A 25,286-nucleotide genomic window follows, 5' to 3' on the forward strand; every position below is an offset into this window, starting at 1 on the left:
TCTCGATACCGCCGGTACCGGAGAGGGCAGGTGTCCGTGGGGGGACAACGCGCACAGCTCGTCGACGAGCGTGACGGCCGGGCGACGGGTGCTCCGGGGCACCGGCCGGCCGCCGACGGGCCGCCACCCGAACTGATCTTCAAGCGCGGTCTCCGCCCGGCCCAGGTGGCCCGCGAGCTGTGGGGAGCCCGCGAGCTGGTGCGTGCGCTGGCCGAACGCGACCTGCGGGCCCGCTACAAGCAGGCGGTGCTCGGCTTCGCCTGGGCGGTGCTCACCCCGCTCGCCCTCTGCGCCATCTTCACGCTGGTCTTCCGACGGGCCGTCCACGTCGACACCGAGGGCGCCGCGTACCCGCTGTTCGCCTACGTCGGCCTGATCGTCTGGCAGTTCTTCAGCAACACGATGAACCAGGGCGCGCTGAGCCTGGCCAACAACCTCAGTCTGCTCAACAAGGTGTACTGCCCGCGCGAGGTCTTCCCGCTCGCCACCATGCTGGTCGCCGGCGTCGACATGCTGATCGGCACGGCCGTGCTGGGCCTGCTCTTCCTGGCGTTCTGGACGGCGCCCGCGGCGACCTTCCTGTGGGTCCTGCCGCTGCTGGTCGTCCAGTTCGCCTTCACCTACGGCGTCGCGCTGGTCCTCTCGGTGGCGGTGGTCTACCTCCGCGACGTCCGGCACCTGCTGCCGATCATCACGCAGATGGGCGTGTTCGCCACGCCGGTCGCCTACCCGCTGGCGCAGATCCCGGAGCGCCTCCAGGAGGTGTACGTCGGGATCAACCCGCTCGGCGCCGTGATCGAGGGCTACCGCAACGCCCTGCTGTACGGCCGGGCGCCGGACGCCACGCTGACCTCGATCGCCGCGGTCTCCTCGGCGGTGTTCCTGGTCGGCGGCTACCTGCTGTTCAAGAAGCTGGAGACGGGGATCGCCGATGTCGCCTAGCCCGACCGCCGCCCGCGACCTCCCGCTGGGCACCATCCGCACCGACCAGGTGTGGAAGCGCTTCAAGGCGGACCAGCAGCGGATGCTGCTGCGCGACAAGGTCGAGTCCATGGCCCGCCGGCTGCGCGGCGAGAAGGGCGAGGAGTGGCGCTGGGCGCTGCGCGACATCTCGATGCACATCGAGCCGGGCGAGTCGGTCGGCCTGATCGGCTCCAACGGCTCGGGCAAGTCCACCCTGCTCAAGATGCTGACCAGGGTGATGTACCCGTACGGCGGGGTGATCGACGTGCGCGGGCGGATCGGTGCGCTGATCGAGATCCGGGCCGGCATCCACCCCGATCTGACGGGCCGTGAGAACATCTACCTGTTCGGTGCGTTGCTCGGCCTGCGGCGGCGCGAGGTGGCCACCCGGTTCGACGACATCGTCGAGTTCGCCCGGCTCGGCGGAGCCATCGACCGGCAGGTCAAGTTCTACTCCTCCGGCATGCAGATGCGCCTCGGCTTCGCCGTCGCCGCCTACCTGGAACCCCATGTCCTGCTGGTGGACGAGGTGTTGGCGGTCGGTGACGCGGTGTTCCAGCAGCGCTGCCTGGACCGCATGCGCGAGGTCGCCGAGCAGGGCACCACGATCGTCTTCGTCTCGCACGACCTGCCCGCGGTGGAGTCCATCTGCCGGCGCGGCATCTGGCTGGAGCAGGGCTCGATCCGGGTGGACGCCGGGATCAAGGAGGCGATGGCGGGCTACCGCGACTCGATCGAGGCGCAGTCCGAGGCCGGCGGCCGGACCGGGGAGCCGCTCCAGCTGCTCAAGCACGAGGTACGCGGCGGGGACCGCGAGAGCCTCACCACCGACGAGCCGATGACCGTCGGACTCACCCTGGGCGGCGACTACCGCGGCGACGCGACCCTGCACCTGGGCGTCAGCGAGGGCACCTCCAGTCCGATCTTCCAGATCAGCCACGAGGTCCGGCTCACCGGCGGGGACCGCCGGGTCGCCTGCGTGATCCCCCGGCTGCCGCTGCCGCGCGGCCGGTACACGCTCTGGGCCGGCGTCTACAGCATCGGCAAGACCGACGGCGGGACGCTGATGAGCTGGCACTCGGTCGGCCAGTTCGACGTCTTCGGGCCGATGCTGGACTCGCCGCCGCGCGCCGTGGTCCTGGCCGCGCCGGTGTTCGTCCCGCACCGCTGGGAGGAGTGACACGTGCGACCGGTCAGGGTGCTCGTCCACCTCAACAACCTGGCCCTGGGCGGTGCCCAGCTCAACGCCGTCGACATCGCCCGCACCCTGCGGGAACGGGGTCACGACCCGGTGCTGTTCGCCCAGGGCGTGGCCGGCCCGGCGCCGCTGCTCGACGTCGCCGCCGGGCACGGCCTGGACGTGGTCGTCGCGGGCGGGCCCGACACCCCGCACGCCGAGGTCCGTCGCCGGCTCGGCCGGCTGGCGGCCGAGCACGGCAGCCAGCTGCTGCACGCCTGGGAGGTCCGGGCGGCCCGCAACTCCTACTTCGGGCCCGGGCGTTACGGTCGGCTCCCGGTCGTCACCACCTTCTACGGCATCCGGATGCTGCGCGGCCTGCCCCGGCACCAGCCGCTGGTGCTCGGCCTGGGTGCGCTGATGGGCGACGGCCGGGCCTTCGGCCACCGGGACGTCAGCCTGATCGAGCCGCCGGTCGACACCGCGACCGATGCGCCCGGACTGGTGGACGGCGCCGCCTTCCGACGCGAACACGGCGTCCGGGACGACGAGTTGCTGCTGGTCATCGTCACCCGGCTGGTGCCCGCGCTGGAGAAGGACGCCGGCGCCGAACTCACCGTCGACGCCGTCCGGTTGCTGGACGACCCCCGGATCCGGCTGGCCGTGGTGGGGGCCGGGCCCAGCCTGGAGCCGCTGCGCGCCCGGGCGGCCGCCGCCAATGAGGCGCTCGGCCGTGAAGCGGTTCTGGTCCCGGGCCAGTTGGCCGATCCGAGGCCGGCCTACGAGGCCGCGGACATCGTTCTCGGGATGGGTGGCTCGGCGCTGCGCGGCCTGGCCTTCGGCAAGCCGGTGGTGGTGCACGGCGCGGCCGGCTACACCGCCGTGCACGAGCCGGGGCCGCTGGTCGAGCCGCACGCCTCCCGCTGCATGTACGGCTTCGGTGACGGCTCGCGCGCGCCCGGGGCACTGGCCGCCCAGCTGCGCGGGCTGCTCGACGACCCGGTCCGCCGGGCCGGACTCGGCGACTGGGGGCGGGACTGGGTGGTCGGCCGCTTCTCGCTGGAGAGCGTCACCACGGCGTTCGAGGAGCTGTACGCGCGGGTGCTGGCCCGCCCGGCCGGGGCGATCGGCTGGCTGAAGGACCTCGAACAGATGACCCGGTTCGAGTTCGCCAAGCCGGCCGGGCTCAGGCTGCTGCGGCGGTGACGGCGGTGACGGCGGTGAGGGGGGAGGCCGGCGGAAGCGGGAGATGAAGGGCGGCGGTGACGGCGGGGGAGCGCGGGTGGGCGCCCGCCGGCCCGGTGGTCATCCGGCCGGCGTTTACCTAACCGGTTCAGCGGTGTTTAATGGTTAGCATGAGCGAGCTGACGATCCCGCACATCCACCACCGCCACGTCGACGTCGACGGCCTGCGCGTCTTCTACCGCGAGACCGGCCCGGCCGACGCCCCCGTCCTCCTGCTGCTGCACGGATTCCCGTCCGCCTCGCACCAGTTCCGCCGGCTGTTCGACGCGCTCGGCACCCGCTACCGGCTGATCGCCCCCGACTACCCGGGCTTCGGCCACAGCGAGAGCCCCGCCCCCGACGCGTTCGACTACCGCTTCGACACCCTTGCCGACGTGGTCGAGGGCTTCTGCCGGGCCCTCGGTCTCGACCGGTTCGCGCTCTACGTCTTCGACTTCGGCGCCCCCGTCGGCCTCCGGCTCGCCACCCGGCACCCCGAGTGGATCACCGGCCTGGTCGTCCAGAACGGCAACGCCTACGAGGAGGGACTCTCCGACCAGGCGAGGGAGTTCATCGCCAACCGGCCCGGCGTCGAGGGCGCCGCCGAACGCGCCCGCGCCATCCTCACCCTGGAGATCACCCGTGCCCAGTACGAGGGCGGCACCGGCGATCCGGAGCTGGTCGCCCCCGACGGCTGGACGCTCGACCAGCACGCCCTCGACCTGCCCGGCCGCAAGGACATCCAGGTCGAACTCGCCCTCGACTACCACTCCAACGTCGCGCTCTACCCCGTCTGGCAGGAGTGGCTGCGCACCCACCGCCCGCCGGCGCTGATCGTCTGGGGCCGCAACGACCCGTTCTTCACCGAGCCCGGCGCCCGCGCCTACCTGCGCGACCTGCCCGACGCCGAGCTGCACGTCCTCGACACCGGACACTTCGCGCTGGAGGAGAAGCTGCCCGAGATCGCCCCGCTGATCGACGACTTCCTCGCCCGCACCCAGAAGTAGCCCGGGGACGGGCGCCGGACCGGCCCCAGTCCCCCGGCCCTGGCCTCCCTGCCCCCGGCCGCCCCGCCCCGCGGGGGCCGCTCAGCCCAGGCGCAGCAGCAGCGTCACGAACCCGAGCGTCCCCCGGTAGCCGTGCAGCCACTCGGCGCGGTGCAGGTCGGCGGCGGCCCGGGCGTCCTCCGCGTCCGGGTGGTCCGGGTGGTCCAGCACCCACTCGGCCAGCGAACCCGTCCAGGAGAACTCGTAGTCGTCCCACTCCTGTCCGCTGCTCACGTACCCGAACACCGGCGTCCAGCCGTCCGCCGTCACCCGGTCGACGGTGGTCGCCAGGTCCGCGTAGTCGTCCCGGGCCGCGCCCAGCCCGTCCAGCACCGACTGGGCCGGCTCGCGCTCCCAGAACATCTCGCCGACCAGCACCTGCCCGCCCGGCGCCAGGTGCTCCCGGGCGGCGGCCAGCGTCGGCAGCAGCCCGCCGAAGGCGTGCGTGGAACCGACGTTCAGCACCAGGTCGAAGCCCGCGGGGTCGCTGAACTCCAGGGCGTCCAGGTGGTGCAGGCCCAGCCGCCGCTGTACGCCGAGCGCCTCCGCCGTTTGCCGGGCCCGGGTCAGCGCCGCCGCGTCCAGGTCCACCCCGACCGCCTGCCAGCCGGTCCGCGCGGCCAGCGCCCGGACCAGCCAGCCACCCTCGCCGCACCCGAGGTCGAGCGCCCGGCCGTGCTCGGTGCGCGCGGTCGCCCGCGCGAGCAGCCCGGTCACCGACTCGTCGGAGATCGGCGCGGCGATCGGGTGGTGGGCATGGGCGAGGCGGGAGATCGTCTGACGGTCCATCCGACCAGTGTGGCGCAGCCGCGCTCAGTACGTCCGGCCTTTCCAGGCTGCCCCCCGCCCCCGCCAGTGCTGCACCGCCGAGTCCACCGTCATCAACAGGTAGAGCGACGCCGTGAACGGCAGCAGCAGGGCGGCCGGCGCCGGCTGCCGGTAGTAGCGGAGCATCGGCAGGAACGTGCCCGTCATCAGCGCCCACGCCGCCCCGCCCGCCGCAGCAACCCGCCACTCGCCGGCCGCGAGACCCGCCACCGTGGCCACCGGCGGCACCAGGTACACCAGCCCCAGCCCCAGGACCGTGCCGAGCAGCAGCAGCGGCGAGTGCCGCAGCTGGGCGTACGCACTGCGCGAGACCATCCGCCAGAGCTGCGCCAGCCGCGGGTACGGCCGCACGCTGTCCACCTGCTCGGCCAGGCCCAGCCAGGTCCGGCCGCCGGACGCCTTCACCGCCCGCGCCAGCGACACGTCGTCGATCACCGCCCCGCGGATCGCGGCCACCCCGCCCGCCCGCTCCAGAGCCTCCCGCCGCACCAGCGAGCAGCCGCCCGCCGCCGCGGCCGTCCGCGAGCCCGGACGGTTGCTCCACCGGAACGGGTAGAGCTGGGCGAAGAAGTAGACGAACGCCGGCACGATCAGCCGCTCCCACCCCGTCTCCACCCGCAACCGGGCCATCTGCGAGACCAGGTCCAGCCCGTTGCTCTCGGCGGCGGCCACCAGCTCGGCCAGCGAGTCCGGGCCGTGCGCGATGTCCGCGTCCGTCAGCAGCAGGTACTCGGCGTCCGGCCCGGCCAGCTCCACCCCGTGCCGCAGCGCCCACAGCTTGCCGGTCCAGCCCGGCGGCAGCGGGGGAGGCGTGGTCACCGTCAGCTCCAGACCCTCCGGCGTGGCCAGCCCGGCCGCCAGCGGCCCGGTGCCGTCCGAGCTGTGGTCGTCGACCAGGACCACCCGGGCGCGCCCGGGGTACTTCTGCGCCAGCAGGCTCGGCAGGCTCACCGGCAGCACCCCGGCTTCGTCCCGGGCCGGCACCACCACCGCCACCTGCGGCCAGCGCTCGGGCGGACGGCGCGGCGGCAGCCGCACGTCGGTACGCCAGAACAACCCGTGGCAGCCGGCCAGCCAGAGCCAGACCAGCAGGGAGAGCGCAGCGATCCACAGCAGGACGGTCACCCGGGCAGTCTCCCGCACGACGAGCCCGGCGCGGGGCATCGACTAAAGTCTTGACCCGTGAAGATCGCACTGATGGACTCGGGAATCGGCCTGCTGGCCGCCGCCGCCGCGCTCCGGACGCTGCGCCCGGACGCCGACCTGGTGCTCTCCTCGAACCCCGTCTCGATGCCCTGGGGCCCGCGGACGCCAGAGGAAGTGACCGAGCTCGCGCTCGGCTGCGCGCGGGCGGCCGCGGCGCACGCGCCGGACGCGCTGATCGTCGCCTGCAACACCGCCTCGGTCCACGCGCTCGCCGCCCTCCGCGCCGAGCTCGAACCGGACCTCCCGGTCATCGGCACCGTCCCGGCCATCAAGCCGGCCGCCGCCCTCGGCGGCCCGGTCGCCATCTGGGCCACCCCCGCCACCACCGGCAGCACCTACCAGCGCGGCCTGATCCGCGACTTCGCCGGGGCCGCTGCCGTCACCGAGGTGGCCTGCCCGGGCCTGGCCGACGCGATCGAGCACGGCGACGACGAGGGCATCACCGCCGCGATCGCCGCAGCGGCCGCCCGCACCCCCGCCGGCACGGCCTCGGTGGTCCTCGGCTGCACCCACTACGAGCTGGTCGCCGACCGGATCCGGGACGCCGTCGCCCCGACCGCCGCCCCGGGACTCACCCTGCACGGCTCCGCCGAGCCCGTCGCCGCCCAGGCGCTGCGCCGCGTCGCGGACCTCGCCCGCCGGGGCACCGGCACCCTCACCGTTCTGCACGCGGGCGCCCCCGCCGCCCTCCCCGCCGCAGCCCTCGGCTACCCCCAGTCCCTCGCCCTCACCGCCCCCGCGGCCTGACCCGCCGCCCCTCCCGTCGACCTTCTGACGCAAGGCTGCCCCGAGGCCGTCGCGGTTCCCGGCCGTTGGTTCTCGCGGCGCGGTGGTCGTCTGGTCGGGTGTTCCTCGCTGCGCAGGAAGTCGGCCCGGTCGACTTTCTGTGTGGGGAGGGTCCTGCTGCCGCGTTCGGCCGTCCTCGCCGCGGGCTGCTGGGCCTGTCACCCGGGGCGGTCGGTGGTGTCGGCGACGTGGGGGTCGACGGGTACGGGCTCGGGGCGGGCGGCGAGCGGGGCTCCAGCCGCTGGTTCCCCGAGGGGAGCGCAGGAAGTCGGGTGGGCCGACTTCCTGCGCTGCGGGGGCGTGAGGGTAGAGGGTGGGAGAGGGCAAGGTTGTCAGGCGGCCTGGCCGCGCCAGCGGCGGTAGGCCGGTTCGAGACCGGACAGGATGGTGTCGAACCGCCGCGAGCTGGTGGTGGAGTCGACCTGGAGTCGGCTGATCTGCAGCGGGTGGCTGGGCAGGCGCGGGCCGAGCCGGTGGTCGGAGAGGAAGCCGAGCCGGTAGCCGAGCTCCTGCAGGACGGTTTCGGCACGGGGGTCGTGGCCGCCGTCGGGGTAGGCGAAGGCGGTCGGCGGCTCGCCGAGCCAGCGGGTGAGGGCCTCGTGGGCGCCGGTGATCTCGGAACGGACGGTGGCGTCGTCGCAGCGCCCGAGGCACGGGTGCCCCTGGGTGTGGTTGCCGATCGCGACGCCGCCGTCGCGGAGCGCGAGCAGGTCGGCGGCCGTGAGCTGTTCCTGGCCGGGCGGGCGGCGGTGGGCGCTGACCCGCAGCTCCTGGAGGCTGCGCCGGCGGTCCGGGTCGGGCATCGCCTTGAGCCGGCGCAGCAACTGGGAGGGGTGCCCGCAGTCGAGCGAGCGGGCGCGCCCGCCGTGCCGGGCGAGGAAGTCCGCCTCGTGCCACCAGAACGGCTTCTCCGTCCCGATGAGTTCGGAGATCACGAAGGCCGCGGCGGGGATGCCGCGCTCGTTGAGGGCGGGCAGCGCGTGGGTGAGGACGCTGCGGTCGGCGTCGTCGAAGGTCACCAGCACGCTGCGGGCGGGCAGCGGGCGCCGTTCGGCGACGGCCTGCTGCACGGCGGCGAGCGAGACGGGTGTGGCGAGTCTTCGCAGCCGGTCCAGCTGGGCGCCGAAGGAACGGGGGTCGGTCACGCCGTGGTACGCGAGCACGGCGAGCCGCTGCGCGGCCCGGGCCCGGAAGAGCGGCTGGACGGGTGCGAAGCGGAGCCACGCACCGCGCGCGTCCGCCGGGCAGGCCTCGGTGACCCGGTCCGGGCGCGGTGCCGGGCCGGGTGCGCGCCGTGGCGCGGGCCGAAGGCCCGGGCTCGCCGGCTGCCCCGTGAGTGCCTGCCCGGTCAGCGCCTGCGCGCTGAGTGGCCGGCCCGCGAACGCCTGCCCGGCGACCGGCTGCCCGTCGGTCGGCGTGACGATGGCGGACACGGACACGGGTACCGGCACCGACGCGTGTACCGGCACCGGCACCGGCGCGGGCGCCGGAACGGGTGCGGGCACGGTCACCGGCACGGGACCCGCGGGTACCCGGCGCACGGATTTCCGCCCCGTGGACGGGGCCCCGGTCGGCGGTAGCGGCCGCAGGCCCGTGAGGGCGCTGACCGCGGCCGCGGTCCGGGCCATGGAACTGGAGGTCGATGTCGTGGACTGGGACTGCGGCACGGTTCCCCCTCGGTCGCCGATGCGGCGTGGCGGTACCGCCGGAGGACGGAGCCCGGCCTCCGACTCCAGGGCACGGCGGCTCCGCCCCCTGGGTATCTCCGGTCCACGGCGGGGACTCCCAACCCGCACCGCGGACGGCTCCTGGATCGCTCAATGTAATGGAGACAGCTACGGCGCGTTGATGGTTGTACCGGACAGTCCAGGTTTTTTCGGGGGCCGGAAACCAACCGGCAACGGGGCCGAAACGGGGGCTCCGGGCGTGCGCCGGATTGTGTGCCGGTGTGTGGGGGGAAGGCCGGGGGCGGGCGGAATGCGGAAGGAGCCCGGGTGGGGGAGCCGACGGTCCGGGGGCGCACGGCGATCACTGAGCGTGTTCACCGAATCGCGTCCTGCGTGCTGCCTCCGCCGCCGCACCGGGGTACCTTGGGCTCATGGCAGACGCGGAACGTGATCACGTCCACCCGCATGGTGCGACCCGGATGGACCGGTTCTGGCACGGCGGTGCCCTGGTCACCCACCAGGTCCCGCTGGCGCTGGTCGGCCTGGCCTGCCTCGCGCTGGGCATCGTGGTCGCCGTCGTGGTTCCGGACAGTGACGGTCCGGCCTGGGCGATGGCCGTGGCGGGCTGCCTCGCGGCCGGCGTGCTGCTGCTCGGCCGGATCGGCTTCGCGCTGTTCCGCCAGCGCCGTCGCGCGGCGGCCTGACCGGCCGCGGAGCGCTTCCCGACAAACCCGGTCAGGTGCTGAACACCGGATCGCCCCCAACCGGTCGGATCGGCCTGTTTTCGGCCCATCTGCCAACTCCTTCTCGCTTCTTTCACAATTCCGGGGCACCAGCCCCACAGTTCCCCCTACTGTGAATTCCGTCCGGGCCGCCAACTGGCCAGGGTGCGAGGCCACTTGCCGGCGCCGGGGAGGGTGCCGCAGAGGGGGGAGCGATGAGCGGCACCACCGTGTCCGGAACGGCCCCGTCCACCGGGGGGATCCGGGCCCAGGTGAAGCGCCAACTGGCGCGCCGGGTCGGGACCAGCCCCGGCGAGGGCGCCACCGTGCTGATCTACCACCGCGTCGGCGGCGGAAGCCCGGACGAACTGGACGTATCCACCGCGGACTTCACCGCCCAGGCCGACCTGCTCGCCGAGCTGCCGCCCGGCCGGGTGGTCTCCCTGGACGAGGCCACCGACCGGATCGAGGCGGGCCGCCGCACCCCCGGCGCCGTCCTCACCTTCGACGACGGCTTCGCCGACGTCTACCGCAACGCCTGGCCGCTGCTGCGCGAGCGGCGCCTCCCGTTCACGATCTACCTGGCCAGCGGGCACGTCGGCGGGGAGATGCGCTGGGCGGGCTCCACCGCCAAGACCACCGGCGCCCCCGCGCTCAGCTGGGAGCAGCTGGGCGAGATGACCGCCTCCGGCCTCTGCACGGTCGCCAACCACACCCGCAGCCACGCCCGCCCCGAACTGCTCTCCGTCGCGGAGCTCGACGCCTGCAACGACGACGTCGAGGAGCACCTGGGCGTCCGCCCCCGGCACTACGCCTACACCTGGGGCGTACCCGTCCCGCACATGGAGCCGGCCCTGCGGGCCCGGTTCCGGACCGCCGCGACCGGCGAGGTCGGCCGCAACGCGCCCGGCGTGGACCCGGTCCGGCTGCGCCGGGTGCCGGTCCGCCGCACCGACCCGATCGACTTCTTCCGCGCCAAGCTCTACGGCCGGCTGCTCCCCGAGCGCGCCTACGCCCGGATCGTCGCCACCGCGAAGGCGGTGGGCGCCCGTGCCTGAGGGCCCGCCCTTCCCCCGCCTGCCTTTCCCCCGCCTGCGCGGCCCCGGCGGCCGCCCGCTGCGCGTCGCCCACCTGACCACCGTCGACATGAGCCTCCAGCTCCTCCTGGCCACCGAGCTGAAGGTCGACCTGGCGGCCGGGTTCGAGACGTACGGGATCAGCGCACCCGGCCCGTACGTCCCCGACCTGGAGGCGATCGGGGTGCGGCACGAGCCGCTGCACGCGCTCACCCGGGCCTGGCAGCCGCGGGCCGACGCCGCCGCCGCCCGCGAACTGCTCGCCGTGCTGAACCGGATCCGCCCGGACGTACTGCACACCCACAACCCGAAGACCGGTGTGCTCGGGCGCGTGCTGGGCCGGCTCGCCCGCGTCCCGGTCGTCGTCAACACCTGCCACGGGCTCTGGGCGCAGGCCCACGACCCGCTCGCCAAGCGGACCCTCGTGCTCGGGGCGGAGGCCTTCGCGGCCCGCTTCTCGCACGCGGAGCTCTACCAGAACGGCGAGGACCGCCGGACGCTGGCCCGTGCCGTCCCGGCCCGCCGCTCGCGGGTGGTCGGCAACGGCGTCGACCTCACGAGGTTCGCCACCGACCCGGGCGACCGCGCCCGCGTCCGCAGCCGGCTCCGGGACGAACTCGGGGTAGGGCCGGACGAGCTGCTGGTCGGCGGGGTCGGCCGGCGGGTGGCCGAGAAGGGCATCCGCGAGTTCGCCGAAGCCGCCCGCGCACTGGCCGGCAAGGCCCGGTTCGTCTGGATCGGACCGGACGACCCGGACAAGCCGGACGCCCACGGCTCCGAGGCCGGCGTCGAATTCCCGGGCCCGCGCAGCGACATGCCCGCGGTGTACGCGGCCCTGGACGCCTTCGTACTCCCCTCCTACCGGGAGGGGTTCTCCCGGTCCGCCATGGAGGCCGCCGCCGGCGGCCTGCCGATGGTGCTCAGCGACATCCGCGGCTGCCGCGAGATCGGCACCCACGACGAGCACCTGCTCCTCGCCCCGCCCGGGGACGCCCGGGCCCTCACCAACGCGCTGGACCGGCTCCTCACCGAGCCCGGCCTGCGCGACCGGCTCGGCGCCGCCGTCCGGCGCCGCGCCACGGAGCACTTCGACCAGCGCGCCGTGGCAGCGGTCTCACTGGAGACCTACGCGGCCGTCGCCCGCGCCAAGGGACTGCCCTGGACGGTCGGCTGAGCCCGCCCACACCACACCGCATCAGGGGGAAGGACCGTCATGAAGCGAGGGGGGGACCTCGCGGTCACCGTCCTGGCCGGGATCGTCGCGATTCCGCTCGGCCTGGTGATCGCCCTGCTGATCCGCTGCACCATGGGCGGACCGGTGCTCTTCCACCAGACCAGGACCGGGTTGCGCGGCAAGGAGTTCCGGATCCTCAAGTTCCGCACCATGCGGGACAGACGGTTTCCCGACGAGCCGGACGCACCCAGGATCACCCGGCTCGGGGAACTGCTCCGCAGGACCAGCCTGGACGAGCTGCCGCAGCTGTGGAACGTCGCACGCGGCGAGATGGGCGTGATCGGGCCCCGGCCCACGCTGCCCGAGCAGGTCGTCCACTACTCCCGGCGCCAGCGCGGCCGGCTCGACGTCCGCCCCGGCCTCACCGGCTGGGCGCAGGTCCGGGGCCGCAACTCGATCACCTGGCCCCAGCGGATCGAACTCGACCTCTGGTACGTCCAGCACCGTTCGCTCCGGCTCGACCTGCGGATCCTGCTGCTCACCGTCAAGGTGCTGCTGCGCCCGGCCGGGATCACCGCGGCCGGCGGGGTCAACCCGGGGTTCCCGGCGCCCACCGAGCCGGCCGACACCGCCACGCCGGCCACCGCAGTCGCCCCGGCAGCCCCGGTGCCGGCCGCCCCGGCCGCCCCGGCAGCCCCGGTGGGTCCGGCGGCCGCAGCGGCACCGGCGGGCGTCCCCGGGCGCGAGCCGTTCCCCGCCATCAGCCTGCCCAGGCAGGCGACCGCACCGCGGCAGGCGGCGGCACCGAGGCAGGGCGTCCCGGCACGGCAGGCCGCCGCGTCCCGGCACGGCGGCACGCCGCGGCTGGCCCCGCCGGTCCGCACCGCCGTCGAGGAGGCGTCCTGAACCCGGAACCCGGCAGGATGGTCGCCATGACGTCCGAAACAGCACCGCACGGCCTCTGGATCGCCGGCGCCGGGGGTGTCGGCCGCGAGGCGCTGGACACCGCGCTCGCGGCCGGCGTCCCGGTCGCGGGGTTCCTCGACGACCGCCTGCACGGTGCCACCGTCCGCGGTCTGCCCGTCCGCAGGCCCGAGGACCTCGGACCCGGCGCCCGCTACCTGGTCGGCATCGCGGACCCGGCCATCCGGAAGCGGCTCACCGCCCTGCTGGACGGCCTGGGCGCGGAGCCGGTCACGCTGGTGCACCCGCGGGCGCTGATCGCACCGGAGACCGTGCTCGGCCCCGGCTGCCTGGTGATGGGCGGGGCGTACGTCTCCAGCGGGGTCCGGCTCGGCGCACACAGCCAGGTCCACTACAACGCCACCGTCGGCCACGACACCGTGTCCGGTGAGCGGGTGACGGTCTATCCGGGCGGGAACGTCTCCGGGGCGGTGCTGCTCGCCGACGGGGCCACCGTCGGCTCGAACGCGGTGGTGCTCCAGGGTCGGAAGGTCGGCGCGGGCGCTTTCGTCGGCGCGGCCGCCGTGGTGACCAGGGACGTGCCGCCCGGCGAGGTGGTGGTCGGTTCCCCGGCCCGGCCGCTGCACAAGGGCACGTCCCCGGGCACGTCGCCGAGCCCTTCCCCGGACACGTCCCCCGACACGTCCCCCGACGCCCCCGCGGGCGTCTCCCCGGGCGTCTCCTAGGCCGTGGGCCCGGGGGCGTACGCGACCCGGGCGGGAGGCGCCGTGCCCCCGCGCGCGGCACGCGGGAGCGGCGCGCGCCCGGCGCCGTGCGCCGATCCGGCGCGGCCGGCCGGGCTGCCCCTCCGGCGGGACCCGGCGGCCCCCTGACGGGCCCGGCGCCCCGGGCCGACCGGCCCGGGCCGAGCGGCCCGGACCGGCCCCGGGACCCGGATAGGCTGCGGGACATGGCCATTCCCGAATTCCTCGCGGACCTGCGCTCCGTGGTCGGCACCCGTCTGCTCTGGCTCAGCGCCGCCGTCTCGGTCGTGGTGGACGACGCCGGCCGGGTCCTGCTCGTCCAGCGCAAGGACGACGGCTGCTGGGCCCCGCCCGGCGGCATCCTCGACCCGGGCGAGCAGCCCGCCGACGGCGCGGTCCGCGAGTGCCTGGAGGAGACCGGGGTGGTCGCCGTGCCCGAGCGGCTCGCCTTCACCACCGTCTCGCCGCAGGTCACCTACCCCAACGGCGACATGACGCAGTACCTGGTGCTGGTCTTCCGCTGCCGGCCGGTGGGCGGTGAGGCCCGGGTCGACGAGGACGAGACGCTCGCGGTCGGCTGGTTCGCGCCGGACGAGCTGCCGCCGATGGCCGAGACGGAGCTGGAGTGCCTGCGGCACGCCCTCGCCGACCACCCCGGGGCGGCCTTCGCCTGGTCGGGCGCGGAACGGTCCTGAGGGCCCACCAGGCGGCCGCTAGAGCGTGCGGAACCAGGCGGCCGTGCGCTCCAGGCCCTCGCGCAGCGGCACCGGCCGGACGTCCGGGAACAGCTCGCGCAGCCGCGCGTTGTCGGCCTGCGAGTCCCGGACGTCGCCGCGCCGCGGCTCGGTGTGCGCGACCTCGACCGGGTGGCCGAGCACCGACTCCAGCTCGCCGACCAGCTCCAGCAGCGAGGTGCGGGTGCCGAACGCGAGGTTCACCGGGTCGGCGTGCACCACCCGGCGCAGCACCGCGTCGGTGATCACCTGGGTGACGGTGCCGACGTAGGTGAAGTCCCGGCTCTGCCCGCCGTCCCCGTGCACGGTCAGCGGCCGCCCGGCCAGTGCGGCGTCGAGGAAGGCCGGCACCACGGCCGCGTAGGCGTGCCCGGCGGGCTGCAGCGGGCCGAACACGTTGAAGAACCGCAGCGGCAGCACCCCCAGCCCGTAGCAGTGGTGGTACGCCGCGAGGTACGCCTCGGTGGCCAGCTTGCTGACCGCGTACGGGCTCATCGGCGCGGTCCGCATGGTCTCCCGCTTGGGGAGTTCGCGGTTGGCGCCGTAGACCGAGGAGGAGGACGCCGCGGCCACGTACGCGCCGCCGGCCCGGCGGGCCGCCTCCAGCACCTCCAGGGTGCCCGTGGCGTTGGCGTGGTGGCTGGCCAGCGGATCGGCCACCGAGCGGGGGACGGAGGGCAGCGCGGCCAGGTGGACGACCGCGTCGGCACCCGCGAAGGCCTCGTCCAGCAGCGCAGGGTCCAGGACGGTGCCCTCGTGGAGCACGGCGGCGGTCCCGGCCAGGTTGGCCTTGTCCCCGGTGGAGAGGTCGTCGACGACCCGGACCTCGTCCACCTCCGGCCGGTCCAGCAGGGCCCGGACCAGGTTGGCCCCGATGAATCCGGCTCCGCCGGTGACGACCACGCGCATGGCTGAGGTTCCCCCCTCGGACCACCCGGCCCGCTCGGCCGGTTCTGCGCCGATGGTAGCCGGGCGGTCACCGCCCGTGGGGTGGAACACCGAGAACGGCCGGAACCGGTGGGATCCGCCCGGGGCAGGACAGGTCCGGACGGGTCCGGACAGTCTCAGCCCTTGTGCTGGCGGTACGCCTCCTCGGCGGCGTCCAGGACGGCCGCGAGGTCGCCGCCGGCCGTGGCGGTGGCCACCGCCGCCACCGCGCCCTCCACGAACGGCGCGTCGGCGAACCGGACCGGGAACGGCAGGCCGTGCTCGTCCGCGTCGGTGAGCAGCGCGCGGACGGTGGTCACCGCGCCGCCGAGGTCGGCCAGGATCACCACCCCGTGCCCCTGGTCGACCCGGCGGGTGGCGGCGGCCACCAGCACCGCGCTGATGCCGGGTCCGGCGACGAGGTCCCCGCCGGTGGCGGAGACCGGTGCGGGGGAGTCGGAGTCGGCGAGCGAGAGCGCCATGGCCCGGACGGCGGTGGCCAGCTCCTGGCTGTGCGAGACCAGGACGACGCCCACCCGGCCGTGTGCGGGCGGGCGGCCCGGGGTCGGCCGGGGCAGCGGCGTGCGGGACGGCGGGGTGCGGGGCGCCGGGGGGTGGGCTGAGGGGGCCTCGGAGATGGGGATGACATCGGCGCGGGTGCCGTCCCGGCGGCTCATCGGCTGCTCCTGGGGGAGTTGGGCGGGGCGGTGGGGGCTTCCCACACTCTGGCAGCTCGTCCGCCGCCCGCCCGCGCGGGACACGCCCTAGCACAACCGGGGCGGCGGCGGGGCCGCTGACGGGCCGTCGGCCCCGGTCGGGGGAGTCCCGGGCGACCCGCTGACCGGGGCGGCCGCGGTGACTAGGCTGGGCCCGTCCAGGCCGTCGGGAGGAGATACCAGCAGTGGCAGCCAACAGCGGGACCGAGGTGGGTTCGGTGGAGCCGGTGGAGCTCGGGGCGAACGGGAAGCCGAAGGTGGACTTCGCGGGGGCCACCTGGCTGTGCAGCAGCCAGGGTGTCGGGGACGTCCAGATCGCTTTCGTGGACGGCTACATCGGCATGCGGGACGGCCGTCAGGAGGACGGCCCGGTCCTGGTGTTCACGCCGGCCGAGTGGCGCGCTTTCGTGCTCGGTGCGCGGGACGGCGAGTTCGACCTCACCTGAGGGTCGGAGCCGGGGCGGGGCAGGGGAGCCGGACCGCGGTCCGGATCGGGGTCCGGGCAGGGAGTCCGGACCCCGCCGCCCGGCGGTTCGGACGGCGTCCGGTGCCGGCCCGGACCCCCGGTCCGGCACCAAGGTCTCTGCTGGTCATCTTTCTGATCACATTTGAGCGTGCCCCGTCATAATTTCTGTTGACTGTTAGACAAACGCAGCTCAGAGTATGAGCACAGGCAGACGCCGTGCCCACCGCCCCCACGCGGCCAGACACGGCGCCTGCTGTGCAAGCCCGACAGCGCTGCCGGGCCTTCCTCCCAGTCATCCCCTGCGCACCGGGGTGCGTCGGCCGGTCCCGGCCCACGAGGGGCCGGCAGTCGCCGGGAGGATGGCGCCGAAACCGAGAGCGACTCGGAGCCGGTGCCTGTGCTCGGGACCCGCACGCCCCCACGCGGCGGCGTCCCGAGCAGGTCCACGGGAGCGACGGGCCGGGGCCCCGCGGACCTTGCTTGTGTGCATGGAACTGTTGGCTTGTGTGCTGTGCTGTGTGCGACGACGAAGCTGGGTGCTCGGCGGTTCGGCACGACGGTGTGCACAGTGAGGGAGTACGCGTGTAGGGCCGCGTTGCGACATGCCGTCCCCCCGAAGGGTGAAACCCAGAACGGCTGTCGTGCTGAACCGAACGTAGCCCGGACGGTTGCTCAGAGTCAACATTGGTCTCTGAGCGTGGATCTCCGTCCGGCGCCCCACCCACCCCGTGAGCGCGGTGTGCAGGGCACGTACGATGTTCCCATGTCTTTTCTCCGCCGTCGCTCCGGCCAGCCCACCGGCCCGGACTTCGACGTGCTCGCCATGGACCCGGGCGACTGGCCCGGGGACTTCGGCGCGGCCATGATGACCGGCCCCGACGGCTCCTGCCAGGGGATTTTCCTGCGCTACGACCTGTTCGGCGGCAGAGGTCCGGCGATGTTCATCGGCAACCTCCCCGAGGGGTCGCCGGCCCGCGAGACCGGGGACAGCGTGCCCTTCGAGGTCCGGCAGCTGCTCGCGGCGCTGGGCGACGAGGAACCGGTCGAGTTCGTCTCGGAGGAGGACTTCCCCGTCATGCTCGGGGATGACCTGCTGATCGTGAAGAAGGTCAAGGTCAGCGAGGGGCGGGTGTTCTGCTCCCAGTTCGGCAGGAGTGACGGGGTGCAGGTCACCATCGCCTCCTGGGACCGACCGATTTCGGACGACCTCTACCAGCTGCTCAAGCCGCTGCCCGCGGACATGTTCCAGCAGGGCTGACCGGAGCCGGAACCGTGCCCCGGAAGGCAGGGTTCCGCTTCCCGTTCGGCGCCCCTCCGGACGCCTGGCGGGGTGTCCCTCCAGGCATCCGGTCGCACATTCGGCCGAACGTCCGGTCGTGTGTTCGGTCGCACGTCCCGTCGTGGGGCCGGTCGGATGTCCGGTTCCGGGCACCGGGCGCTGCTTGACGGTTTCGATCACGGCTTCGTACAGTCGCGAACATGTCGTGCCGTCTCCCGCTGCTGACCCGCCGCAGCTACCTCGACCTGCGGCGCACCGCCAGCGCGGCGTGTCCGGGCTGCTGAGGGGGATTCGTCCCCGAGGCGGTGGGCGGCCGGCCGAGCGGCCGGCGCCGATCCGGGGGCGGGCGTTCCGCTGACCTCCGGGGCCGCCCACCGGTACCGCGCGCCCGTCCGGCGTGCCGCCCGCAGATGCCGAGCCCACGCTGCCGCCCGGAGGCACCAGCACCATGACCACCACCGCTGCCGACCAGTCGCCCGTCGCCCAGTCGCCCGTCGCGGCCGCCCTCGCGGGACTGCCCCGGGTCGTCGACCTGCTGGCCGCGCGGGCCGAGGAGCACGACCGCGACGCGACCTTCCCGTACCAGGGCATCGAGGCGGTGCACGAGGCCGGGCTGCTCACCCTGACCGTCGACCGCCGGTACGGCGGCCCCGGTGGCACGCTCGCCGACACCGTCCGGGTGCTGGCCCAACTCGGGCGCGGGGACGCCTCGGTGGCCGTGGTCACCGCGTTCACCCTGCTCCAGCACGCCGAGCAGGCCCGGGTGGCGGGCTGGCCGACGGCGGGCTACCGGCGGCTGCTCAACGAGTCCCGGCGCGGCCCGGCGCTGGTCAACACCCTGCGCGTGGAGCCCGGTGGCCGGACGGGCGCGCCGCCCGCCACGGTTGCCCGGCGGGACGGCGACGGCTGGCTGCTCAGCGGCCGGAAGACCTACTGCACGGGCGCCGAGGCGTTGGCGTGGATGGCGGTGACGGCGCGGACCGACGAACCGGTGCCGCGGGTCGGCACCTTCCTGGTCCGCGGCGAGAGCGAGGGTCTGGAGGTCGACCCGACCTGGGACCAGCTCGGCCTGCGCGCCAGCGCCAGCCACGACGTGGTCCTGGAGGACGTCTACGTCCCGGCGGAGCTCGCGCTCGGCCTCACAACGCCGAAGGGCGGGACCCCGAGGACCGGAACCGCCGCCTCCGCCCAGGCGCACGCCGCCGCCCCGGCCGCAGGCGTCCCGGCGGCCGAACTCACCCGTGCCTGGCACGACCTGGCGCTCTCGGCGGTCGCCGTCGGGGTCGCCCGCTCCGCCCAGGACTGGCTGGTCCGGTTCCTGCACCAGCGCACTCCGGCCAATCTGACCGAGCCGCTCGGCAGCCTGCCCCGGTACCGCTCCGCGCTGGGCGAGATCGAGGCCCAGCTGATCGGCGCCGAGGAACTGGTCCACGGCCTGGCCCCGCGCGTGGACCGGGCCGAGCCGGACGCGGTCGCCCGCACCGGTCCGGCCCACCTGCTGGCCACCCGGGCGGCCATATCGGCCGTCCAGCAGGCCGTTTCGCTCACCGGGAACCCGGGTCTGAGCCGGCGTCACCCCTTGGAGCGCTACCTCCGGGACGTGCTGAGCAGCAGGGTCCACCTCGCCCCGGAGGAGGCAGTCCTGGAAGCCGCCGGCCGGGCGGCGCTGGAGCGCGGCGCCCGACCCTGAGCCGAGGATCCGGAGCCCGGACCCCGAGCCGAGGACCCGGCCGCGGGGCCGGAGCCGGGTCCGGCCCCGGCCCCGGAGTTGGTGCCGGACCCGGGAAACGCCCGCTCAGCGGGTGCCGACGGCCGCCCGGACCGCGCGGCGGGCCAGCGCGGCGTCGTCGTACAGCCGGCGGATCATGATCCGCTGCTCCTCGCCGGCCCCCGGCACGTCGTACAGCCGGATCTCCCGCATCAGCACCAGCACCAGGTTCACCAGGAACGCGTCCCTGGCCATCGTGCCACCGCTCTGGGCGAGTTGGCTGATCTGGCGGCGGGCCGCGGTGTCCCCGGAGAGCACGCTCCACAGCACCGCCAGGTCGTAGCCGGGCAGGTACCAGCCGGCCTGCTCCCAGTCGACCAGGACCGGACCCGACGGCGCCAGCAGCATGTTGCTGAGCAGCGCGTCCCCGTGGCAGAGCTGGAGCGGCACGTGGCCGAGCCCGTGCAGCAGGCCGCGCAGGTCGCCGGCGTCCCGGTCGGTGAGCTGCCCCACCGAGTGGTACCGGGCGATCTCCAGCTGGTAGTCCAGCCGTGGCTGGAACACGTCGGTCGGCGGCCGCCAGAGGTTGAGCGTGCGGACGGCGGTGAGCAGCGCCCGGACCTCGCCCGGGGTGGGCGCGTTGACCGGGTGGCGCTCCCGCGCGGCCGGCCGGCCGGGGACGCGCTCCATGACGAGCACGCAGCGGTCGTGGTCGGCCGCCACCAGGCGGGGCAGCCGCACCGGCGGGCGGTGCCGGACGAACGCCCGGTAGACCGCGACCTCGTGGTGGAAGTCGGCCACCAGCTGCTCGAAGTACTCACTGCGGACCGCCTGCGGGGCCAGGCACTTGGCCACCACCGGCGCGCGGCCGATGGTGCCCGCCACCAGGATGTGGCGGCTCCCCTCGCGCAGCACCTGGCGCGGGGTGAACGCGGGGCATATCCGCGCGACCCCGGCGAGCGCGGCCCGGACCGCGGGGGTCTGCAGGGCCGCGGGGTCGATCCGCTCCTGGATGCCGGACTGGCCCGGGCGGAGCGGCGGGCGCAGCAGCCGGCCGTCGCCGGGGCGCGCGCCGGGAATCCGCGCGCCGGGGATTCGCGCGCCCGCCGGGAGGGCGGTTTCCGGTGCGCGCAGCCCCAGCGCGGTCCGGGCGGCCTGGCCCCGCGCGTCCGCGGACCGGCCGTCGGCGCCGCGAGGGGCGGCGGGCCGGGTCGGCGGCACCTGCTTCGGTCCGGGACGGCCGGCGGCTGCGGTGGGGGGGCGCAGCGCCGTGCGGGTCGCGGTCGGCGTCGGGGAGGTCGCTGAGGAGTACATGGGGTGAGGGGGGTCCCTTCCTGTCCGTCTGCGGGTGCACCCCGCCTGTGCGGGGAGGGCCGGTGCCGCGTGCTTCCTGGCGTGACGGCGGCCCTTGCTCGGTCCGTTGGGTGGTGCGCGGGCGCCGGGCACGGACGCCGGGGTCGGAACCCCGTGCTACGGCGGTGGACCGGCCGTCCGCACCCTGGGGAATGCGGTCGGCCGGTACTGCCGTGGCCGTGCCCGGCGCCCCCGCGCCACCCGGCCGCGCCACCCCCTCGGGTGAGGACCGGGGACGTCCCGCGATCCGCGGGGGCAACCCCCCTGACGGCCTGGGACGCCGCCCGACCCGGGGGTCGAGGTGGCGCACCTCTACATCACACCCGGATGCCGGTGGTTGGTAATGTGGCGGGCCCTGGCGAAGCCTGGCGAATGCTCGCCTGGCACATGACGGAGCCTCTAGCCTCGAACCAGCCGAGGAACCTGGGGGCTTCACGTGAGCAGGGGACCCAACACCCGACTCGCCGACCTGTTCGTCCTGACCGGATGGTCGAAGGGCGAGCTCGCGCGGCTGGTCAACCGGCGTGGTGCCGCGATGGGACAGCAGCAGCTGTCCACCGACACCTCGCGGGTCCGGCGGTGGATCGAGCAGGGCGAGGTCCCGCGCGACCCGGTGCCGAGGGTGCTGGCAGCCGTGTTCACGGAGCGGCTCGGCCGTGTCGTCACCACTGAGGACCTCGGTCTGGAACGACACCGGCCCACCAGGACCGGAGCGGCGCAGTCCGCCACCTCGTCGTTATGGGAGCCGGATCGAACGGCCGCGGTCCTCACCGAGTTCACGGGAATGGACCTCATGCTGAACCGACGTGGATTGGTGGGCGCGGGCGCCGCGCTCACGGCCGGGGCGGTCGTCGCCGACTCCCTCAAGGGCTGGCTGGGCGGGGACGCGGTCGCGTACGCGGCCTCGGCGCCCGGGCCCCGACCGGTGGTCGCCCAGGGCGGTGCCCGCCCGGTGGTGGACCTGTACGACGCGGGCCCGGTGGGGCCCGACGAGGTGGAGGCGCTGGAGCGCTCGGTGCAGGTGTTCCGGGCCTGGGACGCGGCCCGCGGCGGCGGCCTCCAGCGGAAGGCGGTGGTCGGTCAGCTCAACGAGGTGGGAGGCCTGCTGACGCACCGCCACGGTGCCGCCGTGGAGCAGCGGTTGTGGCTGGTCGCGGCCAACCTCGCGGTGCTGGCGGGCTGGATGTCGCACGACGTCGGCCTGGAGCCGACCGCGCAGAAGTACTTCATGCTCGCCGCCGAGGCGGCGAAGGAAGCCGGTGACCGGCCGCGCGCCGGGGAGGCGATCTCGCGGGCGGCCCGGCAGATGGTCCACCTCGGGCGGGCCGACGACGCGATCGACCTGATGACGGCGGCCAAGGCGGGCGGCGGCGGCCGGATGCTGCCGAGAACCCGGGCGATGCTGAACACCGTGGAGGCCTGGGCGCACGCCTCGATCGGGCAGTCGCAGGCGACCCGGCGGCTGCTCGGCGAGGCCGAGGACCTCTTCGCCGAGGAGGTCACCGGGCCGCCGCCGTCCTGGATGCAGGTCTTCGACGAGGCGGAGCTGCGCGGGATGCAGGCGCTGGTGCTGCGGACCCTCGCCGAGCACGACGCGTCGGCCGCCGCGGACGCGTGCCGGCACGCCGAGCGGGTGATCGCGCTGCGCGAGGGCACCGGTCAGCTGCGGTCGGCGCTGTTCGACCGGATCACGCTGGCCTCGGTGCACTGGATCACCGGGGAGCCGGACGCGGCGGGCCTCCAGGTCAAGATGGTGATGAACCTGATCGGCCAGAACTCCTCGCACCGGACCTGGGACCGGCTGCGGGAGATGTACCGGCTGACCGCGCGCTACCGGGGCGTGCCGGTGGTGGACGAGCTCCGGGCCGAGCTCGGCCGGGAGCTGCGGTCGGCGGACGCGAAGAACCGGCCGAGGCCGTCCTGAGCCCGGGTCGTCCTGAGTCCGGGCCGTCCGGCTCCCGGGCGGAGCCGCGGTGACGGGGTGGTGCGGCGGCTCGGTGGCGCGGTGACGAGGTGCGTCAGGAGGATCAGGAGGATTCGGCCCGGCGCAGCAGCATGCGCAGGGCGGTGACGGTGCCGTCGGTGCCGAGCACGGGCTCACCGCTGTACTCGACCGTGTCGTGCCCGCCGCCGGGGCGGCGGACCTGGAGGGTGCCGAAGGCGTGCCGCCCGTGCACCAGGGCGTCGGTCATCATCCGGCGCAGCTGGGGCCGGTCGGCGGCGTCCAGCCGGTCGGGCAGGCGGTCCAGGCTGAGCGGGCCGCGGCCGGGGTCGCATCCGAGCAGGCGGTAGGCGTCCGAGGACCACCGGGCGTCGTCGGTGAGCAGGTCCCATTCGGCCGAGCCGACCGTGGCGGAGTCGGGCGGCGCCTGCGTGGTGCCGTCCACTCTCTCGCCCGCCGGGTCGTCGTCGCCCGCGGGGCCGTCCCCGTCCGCCCGGACGTCCCCGTTCGCCGTGCGCGCGCCTGCCGTGGTGGCTGCGGTGGCCACGACGGCAGGCGCGGCGGCGCCCGGGGGGCCGGTGGCGGCATTCGTCATGATCATGGCAAGTCCAGTGATCCCGAGGTGGTGGGCGGGCCGGTCGGGTGGTGAGGAAGACTGTCGCACAGCGGCGTCACCCTTGTGGGCGATTTGGACAGAACGCAGGCAAAATTCCCCAGGCATATGCCAGTGCGCACAAAGGGTCGGTCGCCCTGTGTGCGGCAGGGTGCCCGAGGCGGTAACCTTCGGTGATTCCGGCGCCCGGGCGCCCACCGCAGTACCGACCAGAGACCCCGGCGACGGAAATCCCGTTGCCACTACGACCGCCGCAACGGATGCTGACCTCATGTTCGAGCCAGTGATAGCACCCAGTGCCAGCCTCCTCGGCCTCCTTCAGCGAGGTCGCGGTGACGGGCAGCTCCATGCGCTGGCCGCCGACCGCACCGAGGCCATCGCCGCGTTGGAGGAGTGCGTCACCAGGGACCCGAGAGCCGACTGGCAGGTCGAGAACCGTTCCCTCTACTACGCGCGCCTCTACATGGAACTGGAGGCGCCGCTCGACGGCATCGAGGACCACCTCCACTCCCCGGAGGACCTCCTCGACGAGGACGAGTCCCGGACCGGCCTCGCGCTCTCCGTCCTGGGCCACCTCGCCGCGTACGGACGCCGCGACGCGCTGCTGATGCTCCGCGAGTACGCCGCGACCGGCACCAACTGGGCCTGGGCCCTCGACGAGCTCGCGCTGCGCGACGACGACCGCGGCCTGCTGCTGCTCGGCACCGCCGTCCTGGACCACTTCGCGCCGGGCCCCGAGGGCGACGCCGAACTGCGCGAGACCATCCGCGCCGCCTACGAGCCCCGGCCCTGGCGGCTCTGGGCGGCCTACCACCCGCGGGTGGCGGCCGCCAGCGAGCAGTCCCCGTTCGACCTCTGGCAGCGCCAGCTGAACCGCAGCGGCGTCACCCCCGGCTGGTCCACCGCCGACGTGCTCGCCTGGGCCGACCAGGGCGAACTCGGGGGCCTGCGGGCCACCGCCTTCGCCGGGCGGCCCGACCGGACCGATCCGGCCCGTGACCTGCGGGACGGCCGCGATGCGGATGACACCGCCGGCCCCGACGCGGTGGACCGCCGCGCCGCCGCCGCCGCCCGCTGCCTGACCGCCGTGGTCCGGCCCGAGGACCGCCCCGCCGTACTGGAAGCCGCCCGCGCCGGCCTGCCCGGCGCCCGCCGCGCCGCCCTGCGGCACCTGGTGGACCAGCGGGACCCGGCCGCGGCCGACCTGATCGAGGCGGCCGCCTCCGACGTGGACGACCGGCTGGTCCGGTTCGCCCTGGAACTGCTCGGCCGGATGCGCGGCCCGGAGGCGCTGGCGCACGCCCGCCGCTGGGCCGACCCGGCCACCGGTGGCGCCGACAGCGCCCTCGGCGAGGCCGCCGTCCAGCTGCTGGCCGACGCGGGGGAGCCCATCGACGGCCCGCTGGTGGTGGCCGGGCTGCGCCGCTGGATCTCGGTCCGCGGGGTGGCCGGCGCCGGCACCGGGCTCGGGACGCTGGTCGACGGTGCGGGGCGGCTGGCCGCCGCCGGAGCCGTCCCGGTCCTGCGCCACATCTACGGGGAGTCCGTCTCCTCCGATCTGCGCGGCCGCGCCGCCCGGGCGCTCGCCGCGACGGACGTGCACTTCCCGGAGGGGCCGGCCGTCGAGTGCCTCTGGGACTGCGAGGAGTCCACTCGGGAGCTCGCCGCGAGGCACGTCGCCACCACCGGCGACGCCCGCGTGCTGGAGCGCCTGCGCCGCCTCGCCGCCGACCCGGCCGAGGAGGCCGAGGTCCACGCCGCCGTCCGGGGCCGGCTGACCGCCGCCCGGGAGCGGAGCCGGTAGCCGCCGGACACGACGAAGCGGGCCGGTCCACCTGGTGAAGGTGGGCCGGCCCGCTGTCGTCGGCGGGTGGAACGCGGTTCTAGTCGCGGTCCGATCCGGTGGTCCGGCCGTGGCGCCCGGCGCGGCTTCCGGCTCGGGCTCCGGCGCGGTTTCCGGCGTGGCTTCCGGCTCGGGCTCCGGCGCGGGAGCCCCGGCGGTTCCGGTCGCG

At 75.1% G+C, this 25,286-nt stretch carries 23 protein-coding genes; 16 read left to right on the forward strand and 7 right to left on the reverse strand.

The features are described from left to right. Positions 1-30: 30 nt before the first annotated feature. The 4 genes from AC067J_RS36930 (at position 31) to AC067J_RS36945 (ending at position 4,371) form a co-directional block, all read left to right on the forward strand. Positions 31-942, forward strand: a complete 912-nt coding sequence (locus tag AC067J_RS36930; protein WP_478306870.1) for an ABC transporter permease — start codon at positions 31-33, stop codon at positions 940-942. After that, positions 932-2,143 (forward strand): ABC transporter ATP-binding protein, encoded by a 1,212-nt coding sequence (locus AC067J_RS36935; protein ID WP_478306872.1) that lies wholly within the window; start codon positions 932-934, stop codon positions 2,141-2,143. The genes AC067J_RS36930 and AC067J_RS36935 overlap by 11 nt, the downstream gene beginning before the upstream one ends. A 3-nt stretch (positions 2,144-2,146) precedes the next feature. Continuing rightward, a complete protein-coding gene (locus AC067J_RS36940; protein WP_478306874.1) occupies positions 2,147-3,346 on the forward strand; it encodes a glycosyltransferase in 1,200 nt (399 codons plus the stop codon). 149 nt (positions 3,347-3,495) lie between these two features. Next, positions 3,496-4,371 carry an alpha/beta fold hydrolase gene (locus AC067J_RS36945; protein ID WP_478306876.1) on the forward strand — a complete coding sequence of 292 codons (876 nt, stop codon included), beginning with the start codon at positions 3,496-3,498 and terminating at the stop codon, positions 4,369-4,371. 81 nt (positions 4,372-4,452) lie between these two features. On the opposite strand, the gene AC067J_RS36950 is transcribed toward AC067J_RS36945, so the two are convergent. After that, on the reverse strand, positions 4,453-5,199 hold the full coding sequence (locus tag AC067J_RS36950) for an SAM-dependent methyltransferase (protein ID WP_478306877.1): 747 nt from the start codon (positions 5,197-5,199) through the stop codon (positions 4,453-4,455). 24 nt (positions 5,200-5,223) lie between these two features. Next, positions 5,224-6,402 (reverse strand): glycosyltransferase, encoded by a 1,179-nt coding sequence (locus AC067J_RS36955; RefSeq protein WP_478306879.1) that lies wholly within the window; start codon positions 6,400-6,402, stop codon positions 5,224-5,226. An 18-nt stretch (positions 6,403-6,420) separates the two neighbouring features. On the opposite strand from AC067J_RS36955, the gene AC067J_RS36960 reads away from it, so the two are divergent. Next, positions 6,421-7,191, forward strand: coding sequence for a glutamate racemase (locus tag AC067J_RS36960; protein ID WP_478306881.1), 771 nt, complete (start codon positions 6,421-6,423; stop codon positions 7,189-7,191). 371 nt (positions 7,192-7,562) lie between these two features. Here the strand turns inward: AC067J_RS36960 and AC067J_RS36965 are convergent, their stop codons facing one another. Beyond that, positions 7,563-8,669 (reverse strand): polysaccharide deacetylase family protein, encoded by a 1,107-nt coding sequence (locus AC067J_RS36965; protein WP_478306883.1) that lies wholly within the window; start codon positions 8,667-8,669, stop codon positions 7,563-7,565. 659 nt (positions 8,670-9,328) lie between these two features. Here AC067J_RS36965 and AC067J_RS36970 point away from each other — a divergent pair. From AC067J_RS36970 to AC067J_RS36995, 6 genes are all read left to right on the forward strand, one after another. Then, positions 9,329-9,601, forward strand: a complete 273-nt coding sequence (locus tag AC067J_RS36970) for a hypothetical protein (RefSeq protein WP_478306885.1) — start codon at positions 9,329-9,331, stop codon at positions 9,599-9,601. Between the two features lie 233 nt (positions 9,602-9,834). After that, complete coding sequence (locus AC067J_RS36975; RefSeq protein WP_478306887.1) at positions 9,835-10,677, forward strand: polysaccharide deacetylase family protein; 843 nt, start codon at positions 9,835-9,837, stop codon at positions 10,675-10,677. Then, positions 10,670-11,869, forward strand: coding sequence for a glycosyltransferase family 4 protein (locus AC067J_RS36980; RefSeq protein ID WP_478306889.1), 1,200 nt, complete (start codon positions 10,670-10,672; stop codon positions 11,867-11,869). Before AC067J_RS36975 ends, AC067J_RS36980 begins: the two co-directional genes overlap by 8 nt. Before the next feature lie 39 nt (positions 11,870-11,908). Continuing rightward, positions 11,909-12,775: a sugar transferase gene (locus tag AC067J_RS36985; protein WP_478306891.1), complete on the forward strand. Its 867-nt coding sequence runs from the start codon at positions 11,909-11,911 to the stop codon at positions 12,773-12,775. 26 nt (positions 12,776-12,801) lie between these two features. Continuing rightward, positions 12,802-13,518: a NeuD/PglB/VioB family sugar acetyltransferase gene (locus tag AC067J_RS36990; RefSeq protein ID WP_478306893.1), complete on the forward strand. Its 717-nt coding sequence runs from the start codon at positions 12,802-12,804 to the stop codon at positions 13,516-13,518. 224 nt (positions 13,519-13,742) lie between these two features. Then, positions 13,743-14,231: an NUDIX hydrolase gene (locus tag AC067J_RS36995; RefSeq protein ID WP_478306895.1), complete on the forward strand. Its 489-nt coding sequence runs from the start codon at positions 13,743-13,745 to the stop codon at positions 14,229-14,231. Positions 14,232-14,249: 18 nt separating this feature from the next. On the opposite strand, the gene AC067J_RS37000 is transcribed toward AC067J_RS36995, so the two are convergent. Further along, positions 14,250-15,179, reverse strand: a complete 930-nt coding sequence (locus AC067J_RS37000) for an NAD-dependent epimerase/dehydratase family protein (RefSeq protein WP_478306897.1) — start codon at positions 15,177-15,179, stop codon at positions 14,250-14,252. A gap of 155 nt (positions 15,180-15,334) precedes the next feature. Beyond that, positions 15,335-15,874 (reverse strand): PTS-dependent dihydroxyacetone kinase phosphotransferase subunit DhaM, encoded by a 540-nt coding sequence (locus tag AC067J_RS37005; RefSeq protein WP_478306899.1) that lies wholly within the window; start codon positions 15,872-15,874, stop codon positions 15,335-15,337. A gap of 257 nt (positions 15,875-16,131) precedes the next feature. On the opposite strand from AC067J_RS37005, the gene AC067J_RS37010 reads away from it, so the two are divergent. The 3 genes from AC067J_RS37010 (at position 16,132) to AC067J_RS37020 (ending at position 19,348) form a co-directional block, all read left to right on the forward strand. Continuing rightward, a complete protein-coding gene (locus tag AC067J_RS37010; RefSeq protein WP_478306970.1) occupies positions 16,132-16,359 on the forward strand; it encodes a DUF397 domain-containing protein in 228 nt (75 codons plus the stop codon). Between the two features lie 783 nt (positions 16,360-17,142). Then, positions 17,143-17,637 carry a hypothetical protein gene (locus AC067J_RS37015; RefSeq protein WP_478306901.1) on the forward strand — a complete coding sequence of 165 codons (495 nt, stop codon included), beginning with the start codon at positions 17,143-17,145 and terminating at the stop codon, positions 17,635-17,637. 469 nt (positions 17,638-18,106) lie between these two features. Continuing rightward, positions 18,107-19,348 carry an acyl-CoA dehydrogenase family protein gene (locus tag AC067J_RS37020; RefSeq protein ID WP_478306903.1) on the forward strand — a complete coding sequence of 414 codons (1,242 nt, stop codon included), beginning with the start codon at positions 18,107-18,109 and terminating at the stop codon, positions 19,346-19,348. 105 nt (positions 19,349-19,453) lie between these two features. Here AC067J_RS37020 and AC067J_RS37025 read toward each other — a convergent pair whose 3' ends face one another. Beyond that, entirely contained in the window at positions 19,454-20,680 is a 1,227-nt protein-coding gene (locus tag AC067J_RS37025) for an aminoglycoside phosphotransferase family protein (RefSeq protein ID WP_478306905.1), read from the reverse strand. A 475-nt stretch (positions 20,681-21,155) separates the two neighbouring features. Here AC067J_RS37025 and AC067J_RS37030 point away from each other — a divergent pair, with 475 nt between their 5' ends. Continuing rightward, positions 21,156-22,643 (forward strand): DNA-binding protein NsdB, encoded by a 1,488-nt coding sequence (locus AC067J_RS37030; protein ID WP_478306907.1) that lies wholly within the window; start codon positions 21,156-21,158, stop codon positions 22,641-22,643. A 103-nt stretch (positions 22,644-22,746) separates the two neighbouring features. On the opposite strand, the gene AC067J_RS37035 is transcribed toward AC067J_RS37030, so the two are convergent. Further along, positions 22,747-23,262, reverse strand: a complete 516-nt coding sequence (locus tag AC067J_RS37035; protein ID WP_478306909.1) for a hypothetical protein — start codon at positions 23,260-23,262, stop codon at positions 22,747-22,749. 283 nt (positions 23,263-23,545) lie between these two features. Here AC067J_RS37035 and AC067J_RS37040 point away from each other — a divergent pair, with 283 nt between their 5' ends. Continuing rightward, positions 23,546-25,078, forward strand: a complete 1,533-nt coding sequence (locus AC067J_RS37040; protein ID WP_478306911.1) for a HEAT repeat domain-containing protein — start codon at positions 23,546-23,548, stop codon at positions 25,076-25,078. The last annotated feature ends 208 nt before the right edge of the window (positions 25,079-25,286 follow it).

It is taken from the genome of Kitasatospora sp. NPDC042419, assembly GCF_056437345.1.

What these genes read in the sequence shown, in the direction of transcription:
- AC067J_RS36970 (WP_478306885.1), top strand. Translation starts at nt 9,329, where the DNA reads ATGGCAGACGCGGAACGTGATCACGTCCACCCGCATGGTGCGACCCGG.
- AC067J_RS37005 (WP_478306899.1), bottom strand. Translation starts at nt 15,874, where the DNA reads ATGAGCCGCCGGGACGGCACCCGCGCCGATGTCATCCCCATCTCCGAG.
- AC067J_RS37000 (WP_478306897.1), bottom strand. Translation starts at nt 15,179, where the DNA reads ATGCGCGTGGTCGTCACCGGCGGAGCCGGATTCATCGGGGCCAACCTG.
- AC067J_RS37025 (WP_478306905.1), bottom strand. Translation starts at nt 20,680, where the DNA reads ATGTACTCCTCAGCGACCTCCCCGACGCCGACCGCGACCCGCACGGCG.
- AC067J_RS37035 (WP_478306909.1), bottom strand. Translation starts at nt 23,262, where the DNA reads ATGATCATGACGAATGCCGCCACCGGCCCCCCGGGCGCCGCCGCGCCT.
- AC067J_RS36990 (WP_478306893.1), top strand. Translation starts at nt 12,802, where the DNA reads ATGACGTCCGAAACAGCACCGCACGGCCTCTGGATCGCCGGCGCCGGG.
- AC067J_RS36975 (WP_478306887.1), top strand. Translation starts at nt 9,835, where the DNA reads ATGAGCGGCACCACCGTGTCCGGAACGGCCCCGTCCACCGGGGGGATC.
- AC067J_RS36995 (WP_478306895.1), top strand. Translation starts at nt 13,743, where the DNA reads ATGGCCATTCCCGAATTCCTCGCGGACCTGCGCTCCGTGGTCGGCACC.
- AC067J_RS37020 (WP_478306903.1), top strand. Translation starts at nt 18,107, where the DNA reads ATGACCACCACCGCTGCCGACCAGTCGCCCGTCGCCCAGTCGCCCGTC.
- AC067J_RS36950 (WP_478306877.1), bottom strand. Translation starts at nt 5,199, where the DNA reads ATGGACCGTCAGACGATCTCCCGCCTCGCCCATGCCCACCACCCGATC.
- AC067J_RS37015 (WP_478306901.1), top strand. Translation starts at nt 17,143, where the DNA reads ATGTCTTTTCTCCGCCGTCGCTCCGGCCAGCCCACCGGCCCGGACTTC.
- AC067J_RS37040 (WP_478306911.1), top strand. Translation starts at nt 23,546, where the DNA reads ATGTTCGAGCCAGTGATAGCACCCAGTGCCAGCCTCCTCGGCCTCCTT.
- AC067J_RS36935 (WP_478306872.1), top strand. Translation starts at nt 932, where the DNA reads ATGTCGCCTAGCCCGACCGCCGCCCGCGACCTCCCGCTGGGCACCATC.
- AC067J_RS36955 (WP_478306879.1), bottom strand. Translation starts at nt 6,402, where the DNA reads ATGCCCCGCGCCGGGCTCGTCGTGCGGGAGACTGCCCGGGTGACCGTC.
- AC067J_RS36945 (WP_478306876.1), top strand. Translation starts at nt 3,496, where the DNA reads ATGAGCGAGCTGACGATCCCGCACATCCACCACCGCCACGTCGACGTC.
- AC067J_RS36985 (WP_478306891.1), top strand. Translation starts at nt 11,909, where the DNA reads ATGAAGCGAGGGGGGGACCTCGCGGTCACCGTCCTGGCCGGGATCGTC.